At 66.8% G+C, this 18,862-nt stretch carries 16 protein-coding genes; 1 reads left to right on the top strand and 15 read right to left on the bottom strand.

Annotated features, from left to right (window positions below; all coding sequences use genetic code 11):
* Positions 1 to 55 precede the first annotated feature (55 nt).
* The 10 genes from NQ034_RS04750 to NQ034_RS04705 all read right to left on the bottom strand — a co-directional run bounded on the left by NQ034_RS04750 (position 56) and on the right by NQ034_RS04705 (position 10,459).
* Complete coding sequence (locus NQ034_RS04750; RefSeq protein WP_257047306.1) at positions 56 to 1,378, bottom strand: hypothetical protein; 1,323 nt, start codon at positions 1,376 to 1,378, stop codon at positions 56 to 58.
* Complete coding sequence (gene nadD, locus NQ034_RS04745; protein ID WP_257047304.1) at positions 1,371 to 1,979, bottom strand: nicotinate-nucleotide adenylyltransferase; 609 nt, start codon at positions 1,977 to 1,979, stop codon at positions 1,371 to 1,373. The genes NQ034_RS04750 and nadD overlap by 8 nt, the downstream gene beginning before the upstream one ends.
* Before the next feature lies 1 nt (position 1,980).
* Complete coding sequence (locus NQ034_RS04740; protein ID WP_257047303.1) at positions 1,981 to 2,136, bottom strand: hypothetical protein; 156 nt, start codon at positions 2,134 to 2,136, stop codon at positions 1,981 to 1,983.
* Between the two features lie 96 nt (positions 2,137 to 2,232).
* The gene (locus NQ034_RS04735) at positions 2,233 to 3,525 is read right to left on the bottom strand and encodes a glutamate-5-semialdehyde dehydrogenase (RefSeq protein ID WP_257047302.1); all 1,293 of its coding nucleotides are present in this window, start codon (positions 3,523 to 3,525) and stop codon (positions 2,233 to 2,235) included.
* 14 nt (positions 3,526 to 3,539) lie between these two features.
* On the bottom strand, positions 3,540 to 4,682 hold the full coding sequence (gene proB, locus NQ034_RS04730; RefSeq protein ID WP_257047301.1) for a glutamate 5-kinase: 1,143 nt from the start codon (positions 4,680 to 4,682) through the stop codon (positions 3,540 to 3,542).
* Complete coding sequence (obgE, locus tag NQ034_RS04725; protein ID WP_257047300.1) at positions 4,679 to 6,292, bottom strand: GTPase ObgE; 1,614 nt, start codon at positions 6,290 to 6,292, stop codon at positions 4,679 to 4,681. The genes proB and obgE overlap by 4 nt, the downstream gene beginning before the upstream one ends.
* A gap of 115 nt (positions 6,293 to 6,407) precedes the next feature.
* Complete coding sequence (gene rpmA, locus NQ034_RS04720) at positions 6,408 to 6,662, bottom strand: 50S ribosomal protein L27 (RefSeq protein WP_257047299.1); 255 nt, start codon at positions 6,660 to 6,662, stop codon at positions 6,408 to 6,410.
* A 26-nt stretch (positions 6,663 to 6,688) separates the two neighbouring features.
* Positions 6,689 to 6,997 carry a 50S ribosomal protein L21 gene (gene rplU / locus NQ034_RS04715; protein WP_257047298.1) on the bottom strand — a complete coding sequence of 103 codons (309 nt, stop codon included), beginning with the start codon at positions 6,995 to 6,997 and terminating at the stop codon, positions 6,689 to 6,691.
* A 232-nt stretch (positions 6,998 to 7,229) separates the two neighbouring features.
* A complete protein-coding gene (locus tag NQ034_RS04710; protein ID WP_257047297.1) occupies positions 7,230 to 7,532 on the bottom strand; it encodes a chorismate mutase in 303 nt (100 codons plus the stop codon).
* 107 nt (positions 7,533 to 7,639) lie between these two features.
* Positions 7,640 to 10,459, bottom strand: a complete 2,820-nt coding sequence (locus tag NQ034_RS04705; protein WP_257047296.1) for an Rne/Rng family ribonuclease — start codon at positions 10,457 to 10,459, stop codon at positions 7,640 to 7,642.
* Positions 10,460 to 10,785: 326 nt separating this feature from the next.
* On the opposite strand from NQ034_RS04705, the gene NQ034_RS04700 reads away from it, so the two are divergent.
* Positions 10,786 to 11,457 carry a vitamin K epoxide reductase family protein gene (locus tag NQ034_RS04700; protein ID WP_257047295.1) on the top strand — a complete coding sequence of 224 codons (672 nt, stop codon included), beginning with the start codon at positions 10,786 to 10,788 and terminating at the stop codon, positions 11,455 to 11,457.
* A gap of 33 nt (positions 11,458 to 11,490) precedes the next feature.
* On the opposite strand, the gene ndk is transcribed toward NQ034_RS04700, so the two are convergent.
* From ndk to NQ034_RS04675, 5 genes are all read right to left on the bottom strand, one after another.
* Positions 11,491 to 11,904 carry a nucleoside-diphosphate kinase gene (gene ndk / locus NQ034_RS04695; protein ID WP_257047293.1) on the bottom strand — a complete coding sequence of 138 codons (414 nt, stop codon included), beginning with the start codon at positions 11,902 to 11,904 and terminating at the stop codon, positions 11,491 to 11,493.
* 74 nt (positions 11,905 to 11,978) lie between these two features.
* Positions 11,979 to 12,425 (bottom strand): DUF4233 domain-containing protein, encoded by a 447-nt coding sequence (locus tag NQ034_RS04690; protein ID WP_257047292.1) that lies wholly within the window; start codon positions 12,423 to 12,425, stop codon positions 11,979 to 11,981.
* Positions 12,422 to 13,813, bottom strand: coding sequence for a bifunctional folylpolyglutamate synthase/dihydrofolate synthase (locus tag NQ034_RS04685; RefSeq protein ID WP_257047291.1), 1,392 nt, complete (start codon positions 13,811 to 13,813; stop codon positions 12,422 to 12,424). The genes NQ034_RS04690 and NQ034_RS04685 overlap by 4 nt, the downstream gene beginning before the upstream one ends.
* Positions 13,806 to 17,090: an isoleucine--tRNA ligase gene (ileS, locus tag NQ034_RS04680; RefSeq protein WP_257047290.1), complete on the bottom strand. Its 3,285-nt coding sequence runs from the start codon at positions 17,088 to 17,090 to the stop codon at positions 13,806 to 13,808. Before ileS ends, NQ034_RS04685 begins: the two co-directional genes overlap by 8 nt.
* Before the next feature lie 292 nt (positions 17,091 to 17,382).
* Positions 17,383 to 18,855 (bottom strand): helix-turn-helix domain-containing protein, encoded by a 1,473-nt coding sequence (locus tag NQ034_RS04675; protein WP_257047289.1) that lies wholly within the window; start codon positions 18,853 to 18,855, stop codon positions 17,383 to 17,385.
* Between the last annotated feature and the right edge of the window lie 7 nt (positions 18,856 to 18,862).

Genomic DNA, 18,862 nt, shown 5'->3' with positions numbered 1-18,862 from the left:
CCGGTTGTAGAGTCATTCGGTTCCGATACCCGGTCTGGGTCCGGCGGTTTACGGGTTAGAAGAGCATGGTCAGGGCCACCACGATGAGAGCGATCGCGACGACCAGGGCCGCGCCGAGGAAGATGAACGGTGTCCAGCTGAAGTGTTCGCCCATCAGGACCTCACCATCGGCATGTGTGACATCCGAGGCCCGCATGGGAGTGCCGGGAATCGAACCGGCGGGTGCGTCTTCCGGCCAGACCTCGTCCGTGATCTCGGCCTCGTCGTCGGAATGCTGGGCTGCGCGTACCGTCTCAATCGGCATCGTCTGCGGATGCGAGCCCAGGTCGCGCAGCTCTCCCGGCTCACCGGCTGTGTTCTTCTCGTCGCCCGAGACTACCTTGATCGCTTGAGATGAGGGAGGAGCGACGACGGGTGCTCTGCGCGGTTTGCGCGGTCCGCGGTCCATTCCGGCGGCGGTCTGCGCCTTCTTCGGTGCCGGCTCTTCTGACGGACGACCGGCAGCCGAGGCCTCCGGCTCGCTCGCCTTCTCCACCGGATCCGGCGCCTGCTGCGCCGGTTTGGGTGCTGGTTTCGGCGTGGGAGCCGGGTCGGGCTCGGGGCGTGCCGGCTCCGGCTGCGCCGCGGGTTTCGGTGCCGGCTTTGAAGTCTCCGCCTTCGGTTCGTCCACCGGGGCCTTCGCAGCCGCGGCGGGAACCGCCTTCGATTCTGGAGGGATAACCGGCTGAGCGGGTTTGGACGCGGTGGGTTCGGCCGGCTTGACCGATGGCTTCGGCTTGGCCTGTTGCTTGGGCGTGGCCGGCTCGTCCCGGCCGCTCGGCTTCGCCGGTTGCGCGGGCTCGGCCGACTTGTCGACGGGGGCTGCGGCAGGTGTTGCCGCCTTCCCCTTCGGACCAGGGGCCTGCGCCGTACGAGGCGCCGGATCGACCGGTGCATCGGCATGCGTGGCGATGGGCCGCAGGGTGTTCACCGGCGGGAGGTCGCCGGTTGCGACATCACTCGGATCCTCGGCCAATCCGTGCTCGCGCAGATAGCGGCGTCGCTCCGCGCGGCTGGCGAACACCGGTTCCTCGGCGGGTACCGCGGGTTCTGCAGGGTCAGCCGGAGCTGCGGGCGCGGCGGATGCTGCCGGCGATACGAACTCGGCACGGCCGGTCGGAGTGTCCCCGGGCATGGCAGCCGGAGGCTCGGCGGGGGCCGTGGGCTTCGCCTCCTCATGGCTCACCAGGGGTCGGGCTGCCGAGGGAGGGACCGATGTCCCGCCTGGGGCCTCGGCGACGCCTGCCGTCGAGTCCCCGTGTGTGGCGTCGAACTCGGCCTCAGCGGCCCGACGCTCTGCTTCGCGTCGTTCCCGGCGCGTCAAGAACTGCTCAGCCATGGGTACTCCTGTTGTACAGATTGTGTTTGGCGATGTGCTGTACCACCCCGTCGGGCACCAGGTACCAGACCGGCAGTCCCGCCTCCACCCGGTCTCGACAGTCCGTCGACGAGATGGACAGCGCCGGGATCTGCAGCAGGCTCAATCGTTCGCTGGGCAGACCATGACCGTCGAGTTCATGACCCGGCCTGCTCACCCCGACGAAATTGGCCAGTTCGAACAACGCCTCCACGTTCTTCCAGGTCAGGATCTGCGCCAGGGCGTCCGCTCCGGTAATGAAGAACAGTTCGGCATCGTCCCCGTAGACACAGCGCAGATCGCGCAGGGTGTCGATGGTATACGTCTGGCCGGGCCGCTCGATGTCGACGCGTGACACCGTGAAACGCGGGTTCGAGGCGGTGGCGATCACCGTCATGAGATACCGATGTTCCGAGTCGGTCACATTGCGGTCCGCCTTCTGCCACGGATGGCCGGTGGGCACGAAAACGACCTCGTCCAGGTCGAATCTTGCCTGGACTTCGCTGGCGGCCACGAGGTGTCCGTTGTGGATCGGATCGAACGTCCCGCCCATCACCCCGATCCGGCGTTTCCTGTCTGTCATATCAGTGACGGTACGAGATGCCCTTCCACGACATCGTCACAAACAGGCTCAGCAGGAAAACAGCGGCGGCTACACCGGCATAGACATACGGGGACACGGGCAATTCGACGGCGTGTTCACTGTGTTCGGCTGCTGCCAGCAGGATCGCGGTCTTCACGTGGGGCTCCTCTTTCGGTTACGGTCGCCCGCACGGTGCGGGCTTCATATCGATCTTATTGTGTCACCGACGAGATTACGAACGCCGGGGCGGGTGTCACTCGCGGACTTGGCCGGAACCGCGCATGACCCATTTCACAGTCGTCAGGGCGCGCAGGCCCATTGGCCCGCGCGCGTGCAGCTTCTGGGTCGAGATCCCCAGTTCGGCTCCCAGTCCGAACTCCTCTCCATCGGTGAAGCGGGTGGAGACATTGACTCCCACTGCGGCGGCGTCGACCGCGGAGACGAAAGCGTCGGCATTGGCCATATCGTTGGTGACGATGACCTCGGTGTGTCCCGAGGAATACGACCGGATGTGTTCGATCGCCTCATCCAGCCCCGCTACAATCTTCACCGCGATCTCCAGCCCCAGGTACTCCTTGGCCCAGTCCCGCCGTGCAACCCTGCGGATCGCGACCCCGTCCGGAGCCAGCTCGGCGACATCGGGCCCCGCGTGGACGACGACTCCGCGTTCACTCAGCGCGCCCAGGAGCTTGGGCAGCACGCGCTTCGCCGCCTTCTCGTGGACGAGCAGGGCCTCGACCGAATTGCACACGCCCGGCCGTTGCGTCTTCGAGTTGACGACGATGTTCGTGGCCATGCGCACAGGTGCCGACTGGTCAACGAATATGTGGACGTTTCCGACCCCGGTTTCGATGACCGGCACGATCGATTCGCGCACGACAGTGGAAATCAACTCGGCACCGCCACGGGGAATCAGCAGATCGACGTAGTCGCGTGCCGTCATCAACACCCTGGCGCCGTCCCTGCCCCATTCATCGACCGAGGACAGCGCCTCCTTCGGCAGACCCACCGCAACGATCGCCTGACGCATGAGTTCGAGCAGCAGGGAATTGGACGACTTCGCAAGATTGCCCCCGCGCAGCACTGCCGTGTTCCCAGATTTCAGGGCGAGTGCGGCGATATCGACCGTGACGTTGGGCCTGGCCTCGTAGATCGCGGCCACCAGCCCCAACGGAACCCGCTCCTGATAGAGCTGGATTCCATTGGTCAGGGTCCGGCCCTCCACCAGTTCTCCCACCGGATCGGGCAGCGCCGCCACGGTGCGCACCGAGTCGACGATGTTGGCGATCCGCTGTTCGTCGAGTGCCAACCGGTCCAGCGACGACTGCGGAATCTCCTTGCCCCTGGCCATGACCAGGTCCTCGGCGTTGGCCGCCAGCAGATCCTCGGTGTGTTCCTCGAGGTTGACCGCGATCGCCTCCAATGCGGCATCGCGCACCTTCGCCGAGGTTCCGGCGAGCACCGGGGCGACCGCTTTGGCCGCGGCGACCACCCGAGTCACCGCGCGCACGGTCTTCGGATGAATCTCCGCCTGGGTTGAAGTCATCGCATCCCCTTCGTCTAGAACACTGCGTCGGTCAGGACCAGATCGTTGCGGTGCACGACCTCCTTGCGGTAATCGCCCCCATACGCCTGGCCCAGTTCGTCTGTGGACATGCCGTACATCCGCGGCAGTTCCACCGCGGCGAAGTTCACCATACCGCGGGCCAACAACTGTCCGCGAGGCCCGACGATGTCAATCGGGTCACCCGCTTCGAAGGCCCCGTCGACGTCTGTAACACCGGCCGCCAGCAGCGAGGAACCATTGTGCAGGGCCTTTGCCGCGCCCGCGTCGACTCGCACGGACCCGTGGGTGTCGGCCAGGTGCGCCAGCCACAACAGCCGCGTCTGGCGTCGCTTGTGGGTCACACCGAAATAGGTTCCCAAGTCGGCTCCGGTCAGCGCCCCCTCGAGGTTGGCAGCGCTGGTGAGCACTGTGGGGATACCGGAGTCCGCGACCATGGTCGCAGCCCGCACCTTCGAGGTCATTCCGCCCGATCCGACGCCCGCACGCCCCGTTCCCCCGATCCGCAGACCGGAGGTCGCTGCGGCATCGGCAACGAATGGCACCCGGGCCGAGCCCGGGACCTCCGGCGGTGCGGTGTAGAGGGCGTCGACGTCCGAGAGCATGACGAGCGCATCCGCATGGGCCAGCTGAGCAACCAGTGCGGAGAGCCTGTCGTTATCGCCGAACCGGATCTCCTGCGTGGCCACCGCGTCGTTCTCGTTGACGATGGGCTGGACTCCCATTGCCAGCATCCGGTCCAGGGCCCGCTGGGCATTGCGGTACTGCGTGCGGCGGATCAGTTCGTCGGTCGTCAACAACACCTGGGCCGTGACGGTGCCGAATTCGTCGAAGACCCGGCGGTAGGCGCTCATCAGCTGGGTCTGTCCCACTCCGGCCGCCGCTTGTTGCGTGGCCAAGTCCTTCGGCCGGGCGGCCAGCCCCATCGGCTCCAGGCCCGCGGCGATAGCACCGGAGGACACCACGATGATCTCGCGTCCCGTGGCCGCAGCCCGGCCCACGCTGCGGGCGAATGCCTCGAGCAGACCGACGTTGAGGCCGCCGGCCAAGCTCGTCAGGGAGGACGAGCCGATCTTGACGACCAATCGCTTGGCCTGCGCGATGGCCCGCCTGGCTCCGGTGTAGTCCACCGGGGTCACAGCCGGTCGTCCCCGTCCGTGTCCGGCCCCGTGACGATCGGCACGCCGTGCTCGTCGCGGGCGCCATTCATATCGGCGGTATAGCCGCCCCGGCCCAGCTTCTGATCCTCCTGGCGCTCGCCTTCGAGTTCCGCGCGGGCCGCGGCCTTGGCGTCCATCCTCTCGTGGAAGGCCTCCTTGCGCTCGCGGCGGGAGGCCCTGGCCGTCTCGTGGTCCTCAACGCGCAGATCGGTCCCGCGCGAACCCAGCAGTTCGGCCCCTCCGACCATCGTGGGATCCCAGTCGAAGACGACGCCGTCGCCCTCGCCGATGACCACGGTGGATCCGGCGATCGCACCGGCGCGGAACAGCTCGGTCTCCACGCCCAAGCGCTCCAGGCGGTCGCCCAGATAGCCGACCGCCTCGTCATTGGCGAAATCGGTCTGGATGACCCAACGCTCCGGCTTATCCCCCAGGATCCTGAACAGCTCGCCGTCGGAGGTGTGTTCACGGTGCACTTCGAAGCCCTTGTCATCCACCGCGATCGGTCGGATCACGGTGCGCACCGGCTCCGGCGCAGTCTCCTCGCGGCGCTTGCGCTCGGCGGCGACCAGTTCCGCCATGGCGAACGACAGCTCCCGCAGGCCCAGGTGGCTCACGGCCGACACTTCGAAGGTGCGCCACCCGGCGGCCTCGAGTTCGCCGCGGACCATATCGGCCATGTCCCGTCCATCGGGCACGTCCACCTTGTTCAGGGCCACCAGCTTGGGCCGCTGCGTCAGCGGCAGCAGCTCCGATCCCTCGGCTGCGATATCGACGGAGTACGCCGCCAGTTCATCTTCGATGGTCTGCAAATCGCCCACCGGGTCGCGTTCGGGGTCCCAGGTCGCCATATCGATGACGTGGACCAGCGCCGCACAGCGTTCGACGTGGCGCAGGAATTCCAGACCCAGGCCCTTGCCCTGGCTGGCACCCGGAATCAGTCCGGGCACGTCGGCCACGGTGAACCGGACGTCGCCTGCCTGCACCACGCCCAGATTGGGCACCAGTGTGGTGAATGGGTAGTCCGCGATCTTGGGCCGGGCCGCGGACAGGGCCGCGATCAGGCTGGATTTGCCCGCCGAGGGGAAGCCGATCAGCGCGACGTCGGCCACGGACTTGAGCTCGAGGACGATATCGGCCTCTTCGCCCGGCTCCCCGAGCAGGTGGAACCCCGGGGCCTTGCGCTTGGTCGAGGCCAGGGCCGCGTTACCCAGTCCCCCGTGGCCCCCTGCCGCGGCCACATAGCGGGTGCCCGGCTCCACCAGGTCGGCGAGGACATCTCCGTCCAGGGTCTTGACCACGGTGCCGACGGGAACCGGCAGCACCAGGTCGGGGGCGTTGGTGCCGTGGTAGAAGCCACCGCGACCGATCCCACCGTGTTCGGCCTTCTTATGTGGGCTGCGGTGGTAGGGCAGCAGAGTCGTCGTCTGGTCATCCACGACCAGCACGATGTCACCGCCGTTGCCACCGTTGCCGCCATCGGGTCCGCCCAGGGGCTTGAACTTCTCGCGCTTGATCGAGGTGCACCCGTCCCCGCCTCGTCCGGCGAAGATGTGCAGGGTCACTCGGTCGACGAATTCTGTGGCCACCGTTGTCACTTCCGTTGTGCTGCGGATACAGCGTGGATTGCTGGAGAATAAAGAAGTGTGGGGTGAGACGCCCGCGGCGACTCACCCCACACTGAAACCGTTATGGCCGAGTTGTTCAGCCCGCGGCGTTGATGTTGACGATCTTGCGACCGTTGCGCGCGCCGAATTCGACGGTGCCCGCGGACAGGGCGAACAGGGTGTCGTCGCCGCCACGGCCCACGTTCTCACCGGGGTGGAACTTGGTGCCGCGCTGACGGATCAGGATTTCTCCGGCCTTGACGGTCTGGCCGCCGAAACGCTTGACGCCCAGGCGCTGTGCGTTGGAATCACGACCGTTGCGAGTGGAGCTCGCGCCCTTCTTATGTGCCATTGTGTCTAACTCCTCGGATGAAAAACTTACTTGATGTCGGTGATCTTCAGGCGGGTGAGGTCCTGGCGGTGGCCCTGACGCTTCTTGTAACCCGTCTTGTTCTTGTACTTCTGGATCACGATCTTGGGACCGCGAAGTTCATCGACGATCTCAGCGGTGGCCTTCATCTTGGCGAGCTTGTCGGCCTCGTGCGTGACGGTCTCACCGTCGACGTGCAGGACCAGGTCGAGTTCGACCTTGTCACCGGCTTCGCCCTTGACTCGGTTGACTGTGATGATGTCGCCAACGCTCACCTTTTCCTGGTGACCGCCGGCACGGACGATAGCGTATGCCATGTTCGAACCCTTCCGTTCTCTGCGCGCAGCCGGGTGCTGCTCACGACTTCGTTGTTCGGCGACTCTGGCTTGGCCCCGTCCACCAGATGGCGGGCGGCCCCATTACGAGACAGAAATCAGCCAGGTGTTATCCACACCAGCATCCTATTTTAGCCGGACCCCCGACACCGAGTCAAAGGCTTCAGGTGTGCCGAGTATCACGCAGACGTCGGATTCGAAAGCTGCCCGGCGCTCAGCCGGCGCGCTTGGCCTCGGCGATGCGCTCATGACGGTGAATGACCTCCGCGACGATGAACGCAAGGAACTTCTCCGCGAATTCGGGGTCCAGATCGCTGTCCTCTGCCAGCCTGCGCAGGCGCGCGACCTGGCGCGCCTCGCGCGCGGGATCGGCCGCAGGCAACTCAACCGTCGCCTTGAGCTCTCCCACCGCCTCAGTGAGCCGGAAACGCTCGGCCAGGATGTGGATGAGGGCTGCATCGATATTGTCGATGCTGGCGCGCAGGGCCAACAGTTCCGCGGGGATCTCTTCACTCATGGTCCCATCCTAATGCGGCCGGCCCGCCCGGTCCGTCCACATGGTAGACGGTCCGGGCGGGCCGGGCCAGCGGCGACCGCGGTCACTCACCGCAGGCGGCGCATCGGTCAGTCCTGGCCGATGATGAGGAAGCCCGTGGTGACGGGCTCGGATTCCGGAGCAGCCACCGGCTGCTTGCGCGGCGCGCGCTTGACGGGCCTCTTCGGCGCCGCCTCGGCAACCTGCACCTTCGTGGTCTGCTCCCCGCCGATCATCAGCGGAGCCGGACCCTTCGGCTGCTCGGGCTCTGGTTCCGCGACCGGCTCGGGCGTCGCCTCGACCACGGGCGCCGATTGCTCGGCCGGTGCCGCATCCGCAGCGGGCGTGGACTCGGACACTGGAGCGTCGAACAGCGGTGCCGGAGCCTCGTCCGCCTTCTTCCTACGCGAGCGGCGGGTCCGCTTGGGCTTCGCCTCCGCCTGCGGTGCGGCGGGTTCCTCTGCGGCAGGGGCGGCCGGTTCCCCGCCCGCGTCCTCTGCCTTCTTGATCGTCGCCTTGGCGATCGCCGCCATTGCATTGCGCGATTCCGCGCTGCGGCTGGCCTCGACCTCGTCATGCACGGGTTCCGGCGCGGGCTCCGCCTGCTTGCGCTCGTGCTTCTTGTCGTGGTGGCCGTCCTTGGCCTTGCGGGACTTGAACTTCTTGGCATTGGGATCCGGTTCGGTCCCCGGCAGCATCAGACCCCGCCCGGTGAAGTCCTCGCCGGCTGCTGCGAAGCCCTCCGCCAGCCCGGTGCCGATGCGCTTGCGGGTCATCTGCACCAGCCCCAGCGAGGTGACCTCCGCGACCTGGTGCTTGGTCCGGTCGCGGCCGAGGCACTCCACCAGCCGGCGGACCACCAGGTCGCGGTTGGCCTCGAGCACCATGTCGATGAAGTCGACGACGATGATCCCGCCGATGTCGCGCAGGCGCAGCTGGCGGATGACCTCCTCGGCCGCTTCCAGGTTGTTCTTCGTCACCGTCTCCTCGAGGTTGCCTCCCGAACCGGTGAACTTGCCCGTGTTGACGTCGATGACCGTCATCGCCTCGGTCCTGTCGATCACCAGGGATCCGCCGCTGGGCAGATGAACGAGCCGATTGAGCGCCTTCTCGATCTGTTCGTCGACGCGATAGTGAGCGAAGATGTCCTCCTCGCCCTCATAGTGCTTGAGGCGTTCGGCCAGATCGGGGGCGACCGTCTCGACGTACTCGTGGATCTCGTCCTCGACCTTGTCACCCGATACCACCAGTTCGGCGAAGTCCTCGTTGAACACATCGCGGACGATCCGCAGGATCATGTCCGGTTCACTGTAGAGCAGCGCAGGCGACAGCACCTTGGTCGACGTCGTCTTCGCCTCGATCTTCTCCCAGCGCTTCGAGAGCCGCTCGACGTCGTGGCGCAGTTCCTCCTCGGCCGCGCCCTCGGCCGCGGTGCGCACGATGACACCGGAACCGGTGGGCACGATCTCCTTGAGCAGCTTCTTGAGGCGGTGGCGTTCCACATCCGGCAGTTTGCGCGAGATACCGGTCATCGTGTTGCCGGGTACGAATACCAGGAAGCGCCCCGGCAGGGAGATCTGCGCGGTCAGGCGGGCCCCCTTGTGCCCGATCGGGTCCTTGGTCACCTGTACCAGCACGGAATCACCGGGTTTGAGCGCCAGCTCGATCCGACGCGGCTTGCCGTCCATTCCGAGGGCGTCCCAGTTCACCTCACCGGCGTAGAGCACGGCATTGCGGCCCTTGCCGATGTCGATGAATGCCGCCTCCATGCTGGGCAGCACGTTTTGCACCTTGCCCAGGTAGACATTGCCGATCAGCGATGCCTGGGCCCGGTCCTCGGATAGGTAGTGTTCAACCGCGATACCGTCTTCGAGCACGACCAGCTGGGTCCGACCATCCTGCCGACGCACCAGCATTTTGCGCTCCACGGATTCACGTCGGGCCAGGAACTCGGCCTCCGTGATCAGCGGGCGGCGCCGACCGGCGGCCCTGCCCTCCTGGCGGCGCTGCCGCTTGGCCTCGAGGCGGGTCGAGCCCTTGACACCGGTGACCTCGTCACTGCGGGCCGAGGCGCCGCTCCGGTCGCGTTCGCGCCGACGGTGCCGGCGGCGACCCGAACCACTGTCCTCGTCGGCGGGCTTGTCCGCCTTGGAATCCTTATCGCCCTTGCCTTCCTTGGCCTCCGCGGGGTCCTTGTCCGCGTGTTGTTCGGCGGCGGGCTCGTCCCCGTCGCCGGTATTCTCACCCTGGTTCTCGTCCTCGGCGCGATCGCGCTTGGACCGCCGCCCACGACCCCCACGGCGACGCTTCTTGGCGCCCAGGGAGTCCTCGGCGTCGTCTTGTCCGGCACTTTCGGCGTCCTCGCCCTCGTCGGTCTCGACCGCGGGCTCCGTTTCCTCCTCCGCCGGCGACCAATCGGGGTCGGCGAGCTCACCGAGCTCGACCTGCGGGGCCTGGAACAGCAGTCCAGGGTCGGCTACAGTCGGCGCGGGTGCCTCCGGCGGTTCCGGCGTCTGGGCCCGGGCAGCGGAGAACGAGAAGGGGTTGTAGTCGTCGAAGGACTCCGGCTGGAGCACTCCAGCGGCTTCCTCCGTCTCCTCGTCCACCCGCTGTGGGGTCGGGGCCGCCGAGAAATTCAACATACCCACCCCGAAGGCAGGACCGGAATCCGCGTCGGGCAGTGTGATCCCGGCGGCGCGCTGCGCCCGTTCATCGGGCTGCGCATCCGGTTCCATGTCATCGTCGTCTTCGCGCAGCGTCGCCGCGGCAGCGGAAATGCGGTCCAGTCTTGCCCGCACATCATCGTCGACCTGGTGTTCGTCGGCTGCCTGCTGTGAGTGGGCCTTGAGGTCCGCAAGGTCGGCCAAGATGCCCGCCGTCGGGTCCTGGATCTCTTCGTCATTCGACATTCAATTGCTCCTGTCCCCCATACGGATCCCCGCCCGCACCGATGCGGATCATCCGGGAGGATGCCTACGATCCATCGGCCGATGGATCAAAAGTCAAGTCTGCGGCCGCAGCTTTCATCAAGCTCGCGCCAACGTGAGTCTGCGCGGTAGCCCTGCGGCCCGCCTCGGCTTCGACCTGTCGTGGACAACCACGGCGAGGTGGAGACGGTCTGCCCCGCGGTGCGTGCGGAGCCGATGCACCAATTATTGCACAGTGGTCCCTTAGCGTTCCCTAAGAGTGGCGCGTGTCATTGTGTGAGAGGACCGCCAGGGACCACAATGGGATGGTGAAAGACGAACCCGCGACATCTGCACCGGCCGCTGAACTCAGCGATGAAGAACTCGAGGAACTGATCCGTCCCAGGGCCTGGTTCCTGAACCAGCGGGCCATGGGCTGGTTCCTCATCGTCACCGCCATGATCGGTTTCTACTCCTCATTCGACCTGTCTGTGGAGAAGGTCAAGAAGCTCGAAGATCCCGGCCGTATCCTGTCCTGCGATTTCAATCCGTTCTTCTCGTGCGGCTCCGTGATGACCCATCCCGGCGCCCAGCTCTTCGGCTTCCCCAACCAGTTCCTGGGAATCGCAGCCTTCATCTTCCCGCTGCTGCTCGGAGTCCTGCTGGTATCCCGGACCGCACTGCCCTCCTGGGTGATGGTCGGGCTGAACATCGGGCTGTTGGGCGGAACGGCGCTGTGCACTTTCCTGTTCATCTACTCGATCTTCATCATCGGGGTGGGTTGCCCCTGGTGCATTGTCGTGTGGACCGTGACGATTCCCCTGTTCTGTGTGACCACCGGCTACAACACCCTGACGGGCGCCTTCGGCCAGGGCCTGCGCGACAGCCTGACCGCCCGCATGTTCGCCAAGCACTCCCTGGAGATCGGCGTTCTGTGGATGGTCGTCGTCTATGGACTCATCGTCGTGAAGTTCTGGCAGTTCTTCTCGAATCTGTTCTGATTGCCAACGGCCCCGGCCCTTCATTCTGTTCGCTCAGGCGAACCAGATCGCGATCTCACGTTCAGCGGCCTCTGGCGAGTCGGAACCGTGGACGATGTTCTGCTGCACGTTCAGGCCCCAGTCGCGGGCCAGATCGCCGCGGATCGTCCCGGGCGCTGCTGCCGTCGGATCGGTCGCCCCCGCCAACGAACGGAAACCGGGGATGACGCCCTCGCCTTCGGCGATGAGCGCGACCACGGGGCCCGAGCTCATGAACTCGACCAGCGGAGCGTAGAAGGGCTTGCCCTCGTGCTCGGCGTAGTGGGCGGCCAGTTGCTCGGAAGTCGCGGTGACCATGCGCAGATCTGCCAGGGTGTATCCCTTGGTTTCGATCCGGCGCAGGACCTCTCCGACCAGTCCGCGGCGGACGCCGTCGGGCTTGACGAGTACCAGGGTGCGTTCTGTCATGTGTTCTTTCCTTTACAGTCGTTTTACTCTGTTCGGGCAGCCGAAGGGGCAACCCGATTGTCCGTACGGGCCCTTCAGCCCTCCATATCAGCCGGCGGTTGGACGTACCCGTGTTCGGCGATCCAGGCGGTCGCCTCACGATCGATCCGTCTGCCCCAGTACACGGCCGTGCCCCACATGATCCCGAAGACCACCAGGACGACCAGCAGCCCGGGCATCACGATCGCCGACAGGCCGATGAGCACCTGTACGGCCCAGCCCAGCGCGATTCCGATCCCGGGTGCGCCCGCTTTCTTGGGCATGGTGATCATCGCCAGAATGCACACGACCGTGATGAGGACGGCCCCGCCGATGATCCAGCTCAGCGGCACCGGCCGCAGGCCATAGCCCACCAGGACCGCCAGGTAGAGCACCAGGACCTCGCTGACGAGCACGGTGCCCCCGAGCATCGGCAACTTGGATTTCAGCGGTTTGCGCAGCTTGCCACCCGTCGGCTGTGCGCCGTCTGCGGTGTCGCTCATACCTCGTCCGCCTTGCCCAGTAGGGTGCGTGCCTCCGCAACCGTGGCCAACGAGCCGGTGACCACGATGCCCGTGCCCGGTTCGGCGTCCGCCGCGACGATGTCGAGGGCGCGCATCAGTGCCTCATTCATGTTCCCCGCCACGACGATATCGTCCTCGTCCCACCATTCGGCGGCGAAGACGGCCAGTTCGTCCGCCGGCAGCGCCCGCGGATTCAGCGCCGCGGTGACGACGACGGTGTCGGCGAAGCGATGGACGTACTCCAGCACGCCATGGGGGTCCTTATCGGCGAACATCGCCACGACCGCCACCACCCGGCGGAAGTCGAAGGCCTCCTCCAGGGTTTCGGCCAGCACTGCGGCCGCCTGCGGATTATGAGCGCCGTCGACGATGATCGTCGGGTCCGCGCGCACCGTCTCGACTCGCCCCGGCGAGGTCACCTGGGCGAAGCCACGGCCCACCAGCTCGAGGTCCAGCGGCTGATCCACGGTGAGGAAGCGTTCGACGATCGCCAGGGCCACCGCCGCGTTCTCCGCCTGGTGTGCTCCGTGCAGGGGCAGGAAGATGTCCTCGTAGACGCCGTGGGTCGTGCGGATCGTGATGAGCTGGCCGTCCACGGCACGCTGCCTGTCGGCCAGTTCGAAATCCCGGCCCAACCAGGCCGATTCCACTCCGCGCTCGGAGACCTGGCGAGCCAGTTCCGCCGTGGCCTCCTCGTCCTGACGGCCGATCACCGCGACGGGCTCCGGCGCGGGACTCGGGTCGACGGTCCGGTCGAGGATCCCCGCCTTGGTCGCGGCGATCTCGGTGACGGTATCGCCCAGGAACTGCATATGGTCCAGTCCGATGGGCGTGAAACCGCAGACCTGTGCATCGGCGACGTTCGTCGAATCCCACTGGCCCCCCATCCCGACCTCGAGCACGTAGACGTCGACGGGGGTGTCGGCGAAGACGGCGAAGGCCAGGATCGTCAGTACCTCGAAATAGGTCAGCGGCGGGCGCGCGGCCTCGGCCAGTTCACCGTCGACGATGAGCAGGTAGGGCTCGACCTCGTCGTAGATCCGCACGAAGTCCGCGTCCGCCACGGGCGCGCCGTCCACGCTGATCCGTTCGGTCAGCTTGTGCAGGTGCGGGCTGGAGAACCGGCCCACGCGGATGTCGGCGGCGGCCAGCAGGGATTCGACCATGCGCACGGTCGTGGTCTTGCCGTTGGTGCCGGTGACGGTGATCGCCGGGGCCGCAGTGTGGATATCTCCCAGCAGCTCGCAGGCCCGCCGGGTCGCGTCCAGGCGCAGTTCGACCTGGGTCTCCCCCGCCCTGGCCTGCAGTGCGGTGAGCACCCGGACCAGCTCGGCCTCGCCGGGCTCATCCACGGAGTTCTCAGTCATTCTTCTCCACCTTGATCTGCACGCCGGAGGCCACGTCCTTGGCCTCGAACACACCGGTACCGGAGGGTTCCTCTGTGCTGGTCGTCAGCTCCACGGCCAGGGTCTCCTCGCGGATCAGCCCGGCGTGCGCCTCGACGGCCGCGCGGATCTGCGCCGGCCCGGACAGCACCACGCGGATCCGGTCTGAGACGTTGAGGTCCAACTGCTTGCGCACGTTCTGGATCGCCCGCACGGTATCGCGGGCCACGCCCTCGGCCTCGAGTTCCGGGGTCAGCTGCGTGTCCAGGGCGACGAAGCCCGAGTCGGTCGTGGCCATGACGGTACCCTCGGTGGCAGCCGAGGCGACGGACTCCAGGGTGTATTCGCCCTCGACCAGTTCGATCCCGCCGGAGGTCACGGTGCCATCCGCGGCGATCCGCCAGTCGCCGGTCTTCGAGCCCTTGATCGCGTGCTGGACGTTCTTGCCCAGTCGGGGGCCGGCGGCGCGGGCGTTGACTGTCAGCTTGGTCTCCAGGCTGAAACCGGCCTCGGCGGCCTGTTCGAGTGCCATCACCGTGACGTTCTTGAGGTTGAGCTCATCGGCGATGATCGTGGTGAAGTCGGCGCCCAGCTCCAGATCGCTGGCCACCGTCAGGGAGTTCAAGGGCAGGCGGACGCGCAGCTTCTGGGCCTTGCGCAGGCTCGAACCCACCGAGCACACGGAGCGGGTGGCGTCCATGGCTGCGACCAGGTCCTCATCGGGGGCGAACAGCTGCGCATCCGGGTAGTCGGTCAGGTGCACGGACTCGGCGCCGGTCAGACCCCGGTAGATCTCCTCTGTGACGAAGGGCAGCAGAGGTGCCGCCACCCGCAGGAAGGCCTCCAGGCAGGTGTAGAACACGTCGAAGGTCTCGTGCGTATCCGCGGTGCCGTCCCAGAACCGGCGACGGGACCGGCGGACATACCAGTTGGTGAGCATGTCGAGGTATTCGCGCAGCGTCTGGCAGGCGGCCCAGACGTCGTACACGTCCATCTGCGCTTGGAAGTCGACGATCAGATCGTGGGTCTTGGCCAGCAGGTAGCGGTCCAGCACCTGGCTGGACTCATGGCGTTCCTTCGCCTGGTAGCCCTTGCCGCCGCCGACCGCATCCGCGGTGTTGGCGTAAGTGGCGAAGAAGTGCCAGGCGTTCCACAGCGGCAGGATGACCTGGCGGACGCCGTCGCGGATCCCCTGTTCGGTCACGATCAGGTTGCCGCCGCGCAGGATCGGGCTGGACATGAGGAACCAGCGCATCGCATCGGAGCCGTCACGGTCCAGCACCTCGTTGACGTCCGGGTAGTTGCGCAGGCTCTTGGACATCTTCTGACCGTCGGAGCCCAGCACGATGCCATGGCAGATGACATCCTTGAACGCCGGCTTCTCGAACAGGGCCGCCGCCAGCACGTGGAGCATGTAGAACCAGCCACGGGTCTGGCCGATGTACTCGACGATGAAGTCCGCCGGGTAGTGGTCCTCGAACCACTCTTTGTTCTCGAACGGGTAGTGGACTTGGCCGTAGGGCATCGAACCGGAGTCGAACCAGACGTCGAGGACGTCTGGGACCCGGCGCATCATCGACTGCCCGGTCGGATCGTCGGGATTGGGACGGACCAGGTCGTCGATATAGGGCCGGTGTAGGTTCGGCTGGCCGTCAGGGCCGGTGGGGATCGTCCCGAAGTCGCGTTCGAGATCCGCGAAGGAGCCGTAGACGTCCAGCCGCGGGTAGCGCGGATCGTCGGACTTCCACACCGGCACGGGCGAGCCCCAGAAGCGGTTGCGGGTGATCGACCAGTCGCGTGCGCCTTCGAGCCATTTGCCGAACTGGCCGTGCTTGACGTTGTCGGGGACCCAGGTGATGTCCTCGTTCGTCTTCAGCATCGTGTCCTTGAACGCGGTGACACGCACGAACCAGGAGGACACGGCCCGGTAGATCAGGGGGTTGCGGCAGCGCCAGCAGTGTGGGTAGCTGTGCTCGTAGGTCTCATGGCGCAGCAGCACAGCGTGGCGCCCGGCCATCGGACCGGTGTGGTGTTTGAGGTCGGCGATGATCGGCTTATTGGCCTCGAACACCTGCAGCCCGGTGTAGTCGGCGACGGTGGAGTCGAACTTGCCGGCGTCGTCGACGGGGCGCGCGGCCTCGATCCCGTAGGTGTCGGTCAGCGCCTTGTCCTCTTCACCGAAGGCCGGTGACTGGTGGACGATACCGGTGCCGTCGTCGAGCGTGACGAAGTCGGCCGACAGGATGGTGTGCATGGCGGAGCCGTAGCGCTCCTGTTGTCCTTCGAAGTAGCCGAAGGGCGGCTCATAGGACTTCCCCAGCAGTTCGGTGCCCGTGTAATGCCGCAGCACGGTGGGCTCCTCGCCCAGTTCGCGAGCGTAGTGGCCCAGCCGGGCCTCCGCCAGGATGAAGGTCTTGCCGGCGAATTCCTCCGGGGCACCCTCGCCGGGCTTGACCGCAACGTAGTCGAATGCCGGGTTGACGGCCACCGCCTGGTTGCTGGGCACCGTCCACGGGGTGGTCGTCCAGATCAGGACGTATTCGTCGTCCCCATCGGGTCCCGGCTCGCTCAACTTGTAGCCGATAGTCACGGCGGGGTCCTGGCGCAGCTTGTAGACGTCGTCGTCCATCCGCAGTTCGTGGTTCGACAGCGGGGTCTCATCGGACCAGCAGTAGGGCAGGACGCGATAGCCCTCGTAGATGTAGCCCTTGTCGAACAGGGTCTTGAATACCCACAGAACGGATTCCATGAAGGTGGGGTTGAGCGTCTTATAGTCGTTCTCGAAGTCGACCCAGCGGCCCATCCGGTTGACGTAGGCCTGCCATTCGTCGGTGTAGCGCAACACGGAGGCGCGGGCCGCGGCGTTGAACTTCTCGACGCCCATCTCCAGGATCTCGTCCTTGGTCTTCAAGCCCAGCTGGCGCATCGCCTCGAGTTCGGCGGGCAGGCCGTGGGTGTCCCAGCCGAAGCGCCGTTCGACGCGCTTGCCGCGCATCGTCTGGTAGCGGGGCACGACGTCCTTGACATAGCTGGTCAGCAGGTGGCCGTAGTGGGGCAGGCCGTTGGCGAAGGGCGGACCATCGTAGAAGACGAATTCGTTTTCCCCGTGGTCGCCGGCATCACGCTGGGCGATGGACTTCTTGAAGGTGTCCTCGGCCTTCCAGTAGTCCAGGATGCCCTCTTCCAGCTTGGGGAAGTCGGGGCTGGCTGCCAGGCCGAAGGCCGAAGTGCCGGCCTTGGGATAGTTGGTCTCAGTCATGAGCGTCCTTTGAGTTTGCGGGGCGACCGGGGCCGCCCCGTTTACGGTTATACCGTGCGAGGACGACATTGCTGCCGCGGTACCACCCCGCTTATCCGCCCCCGGACCCCATGGGGCACGCGCACGGATCGCTCAACAGGCTGTCACGGGCCCACCCGTCCGGTTCTACTGGGCAGGCGGCTCATTCGAGTCATCGACCCGCCCGGGATCCGCCCACCGTTCTTCCGAATGCTCCCCGGTGATGGCCGGATCACTGCACTCCTACTCTACTCCACTCATTCAAGTACCCGTCTCAATCACCCAGCAGTTCCTCCCAGCGGCCGGCGTCGAAACGTCTGGCCTGCGCCGTGCCCGACATGTGCCTGACCGCATTGTCGATCTTCGCCCGCCAGGCGGCGACGGCCGCGGCCGGGTCGCCGGCGCGCAGCGCGGTCAGTATCCGGGTGTCGTCGTATGCGATGCGTGCGGCCGCCGCCGCATAGTTCATCTTCAGGATCGCGATGAACACGTGCAGCCGCAGGCTGATGGCCGCGAAGGCCGCTCCGGTGTGGCCCAAACCCGCGGCCCGGGCACAGGCGGATTGAAAGGCCAGATCTGCACCGGCCACATGGTCCGGCCGGGACAGCGCCAGATGCCTCACCCGACCCAGCTCCGCTTCCAGCACTGCCAGGCTCCGCCCCTGCTCGGCGACCGACCGCGACCCGGTGTGCAGACCGGCGGCCAGGGCACGCAGCAGTACTGCACCCAGTTCGCGGCGGGCCGCATAAAGGTCAAGCACCTCCGCCGAGGTGACGGCGGGCAGGCGGACTCCGGCCGCGGTCTCCCGCACGATGGATTCGGCGCCCAGTTCAGTGATCGCCGCGGCCAGCTCCGCCCGACCCAGCCCCGTCAGCGACCGGAGCCGGGACCTGCCGATCAGGTCCCCGGCCTCCAGCCCGGCGTCGCGGATCTCGCGTTCCAGGGCTCGCACCAGGACCTGGGTCCGGGGCTGTCCGGCCACACCTTCTGAGTCTGAAATAGCGACTCCGGAAGTGGTGGGTGCCGCCGAGGCCGGTTCCACCGAGTCGGCCCGCCAGACGAAGACGCCGCGCGTCGACCTGCTGCCGCGGGCCACGGAGTTGAACAGGGCGGCCGGAATATGCCCGCATCGTCCCAGTTCCCCGGCCCAGGCCACGACCTCCACCCACGGCGCGCCCCGGTGCAGCAATACGGCGCCCAGCCCGCTTCGCATTCGGGCCAGGTGCGCAGCGGAATCCGGGGCCTCGGCCAGGGGCTCGAAGGCCAGCGCCACGCGTGGTCCGCGCACGCTGACCCCGACCAGTGCCGTGGCCCCGGAGCCGCCGTTGTTCTTACCGGCCCCTTGCAGGACCGACGAAGCAGCAGGAGCAGTGGTCGGCGCGAGGACGGCCCGGCCGGGCACAGCGGAGACGGGCACTCGGCAGGGATCCAGGTCCCGCATGGCCCGGCTGACTGCGGATTGGGAGGCTCCGATGCGGTGAGCCAGAGCCCTGGTCGAATACCCGGGCCCCAGCAGCCCGGAGCCCGCCCGCACCAGTTCGGCCATGACCAGGGCCCGGATCTCCGCGCGTTCGGCCGAACGACCAGCCCGTGGCGCGTCGGCCAGGGGCCCGCCGTCCCGGCTGCGCGCCACCCATCTCCGCACGGTCGGAGGCGACACGCCGAAGGCGGCGGCGACCTCGGCCACGTCCGCGCCACCGGTCACCGCCTCGACCAGCGCCGCGCGCTGCATCGTGTCCAATCGCACCCGTGGC

It is taken from the genome of Brevibacterium moorei, from assembly GCF_024580735.1.
GTDB classification, from domain to species: Bacteria; Actinomycetota; Actinomycetes; order Actinomycetales; family Brevibacteriaceae; genus Brevibacterium; species Brevibacterium moorei.
The sequence above is the reverse complement of the archived record's forward strand: the minus strand, read 5'-3'. Positions and strand labels throughout refer to the sequence as shown.

Coding starts and splice junctions, on each gene's coding strand:
- NQ034_RS04750 (WP_257047306.1), bottom strand. CDS start 1,378: ATGGCTGAGCAGTTCTTGACGCGCCGGGAACGACGCGAAGCAGAGCGT.
- nadD (WP_257047304.1), bottom strand. CDS start 1,979: ATGACAGACAGGAAACGCCGGATCGGGGTGATGGGCGGGACGTTCGAT.
- NQ034_RS04735 (WP_257047302.1), bottom strand. CDS start 3,525: ATGACTTCAACCCAGGCGGAGATTCATCCGAAGACCGTGCGCGCGGTG.
- rpmA (WP_257047299.1), bottom strand. CDS start 6,662: ATGGCACATAAGAAGGGCGCGAGCTCCACTCGCAACGGTCGTGATTCC.
- rplU (WP_257047298.1), bottom strand. CDS start 6,997: ATGGCATACGCTATCGTCCGTGCCGGCGGTCACCAGGAAAAGGTGAGC.
- NQ034_RS04710 (WP_257047297.1), bottom strand. CDS start 7,532: ATGAGTGAAGAGATCCCCGCGGAACTGTTGGCCCTGCGCGCCAGCATC.
- NQ034_RS04705 (WP_257047296.1), bottom strand. CDS start 10,459: ATGTCGAATGACGAAGAGATCCAGGACCCGACGGCGGGCATCTTGGCC.
- ndk (WP_257047293.1), bottom strand. CDS start 11,904: ATGACAGAACGCACCCTGGTACTCGTCAAGCCCGACGGCGTCCGCCGC.
- NQ034_RS04690 (WP_257047292.1), bottom strand. CDS start 12,425: ATGAGCGACACCGCAGACGGCGCACAGCCGACGGGTGGCAAGCTGCGC.
- NQ034_RS04685 (WP_257047291.1), bottom strand. CDS start 13,813: ATGACTGAGAACTCCGTGGATGAGCCCGGCGAGGCCGAGCTGGTCCGG.
- ileS (WP_257047290.1), bottom strand. CDS start 17,090: ATGACTGAGACCAACTATCCCAAGGCCGGCACTTCGGCCTTCGGCCTG.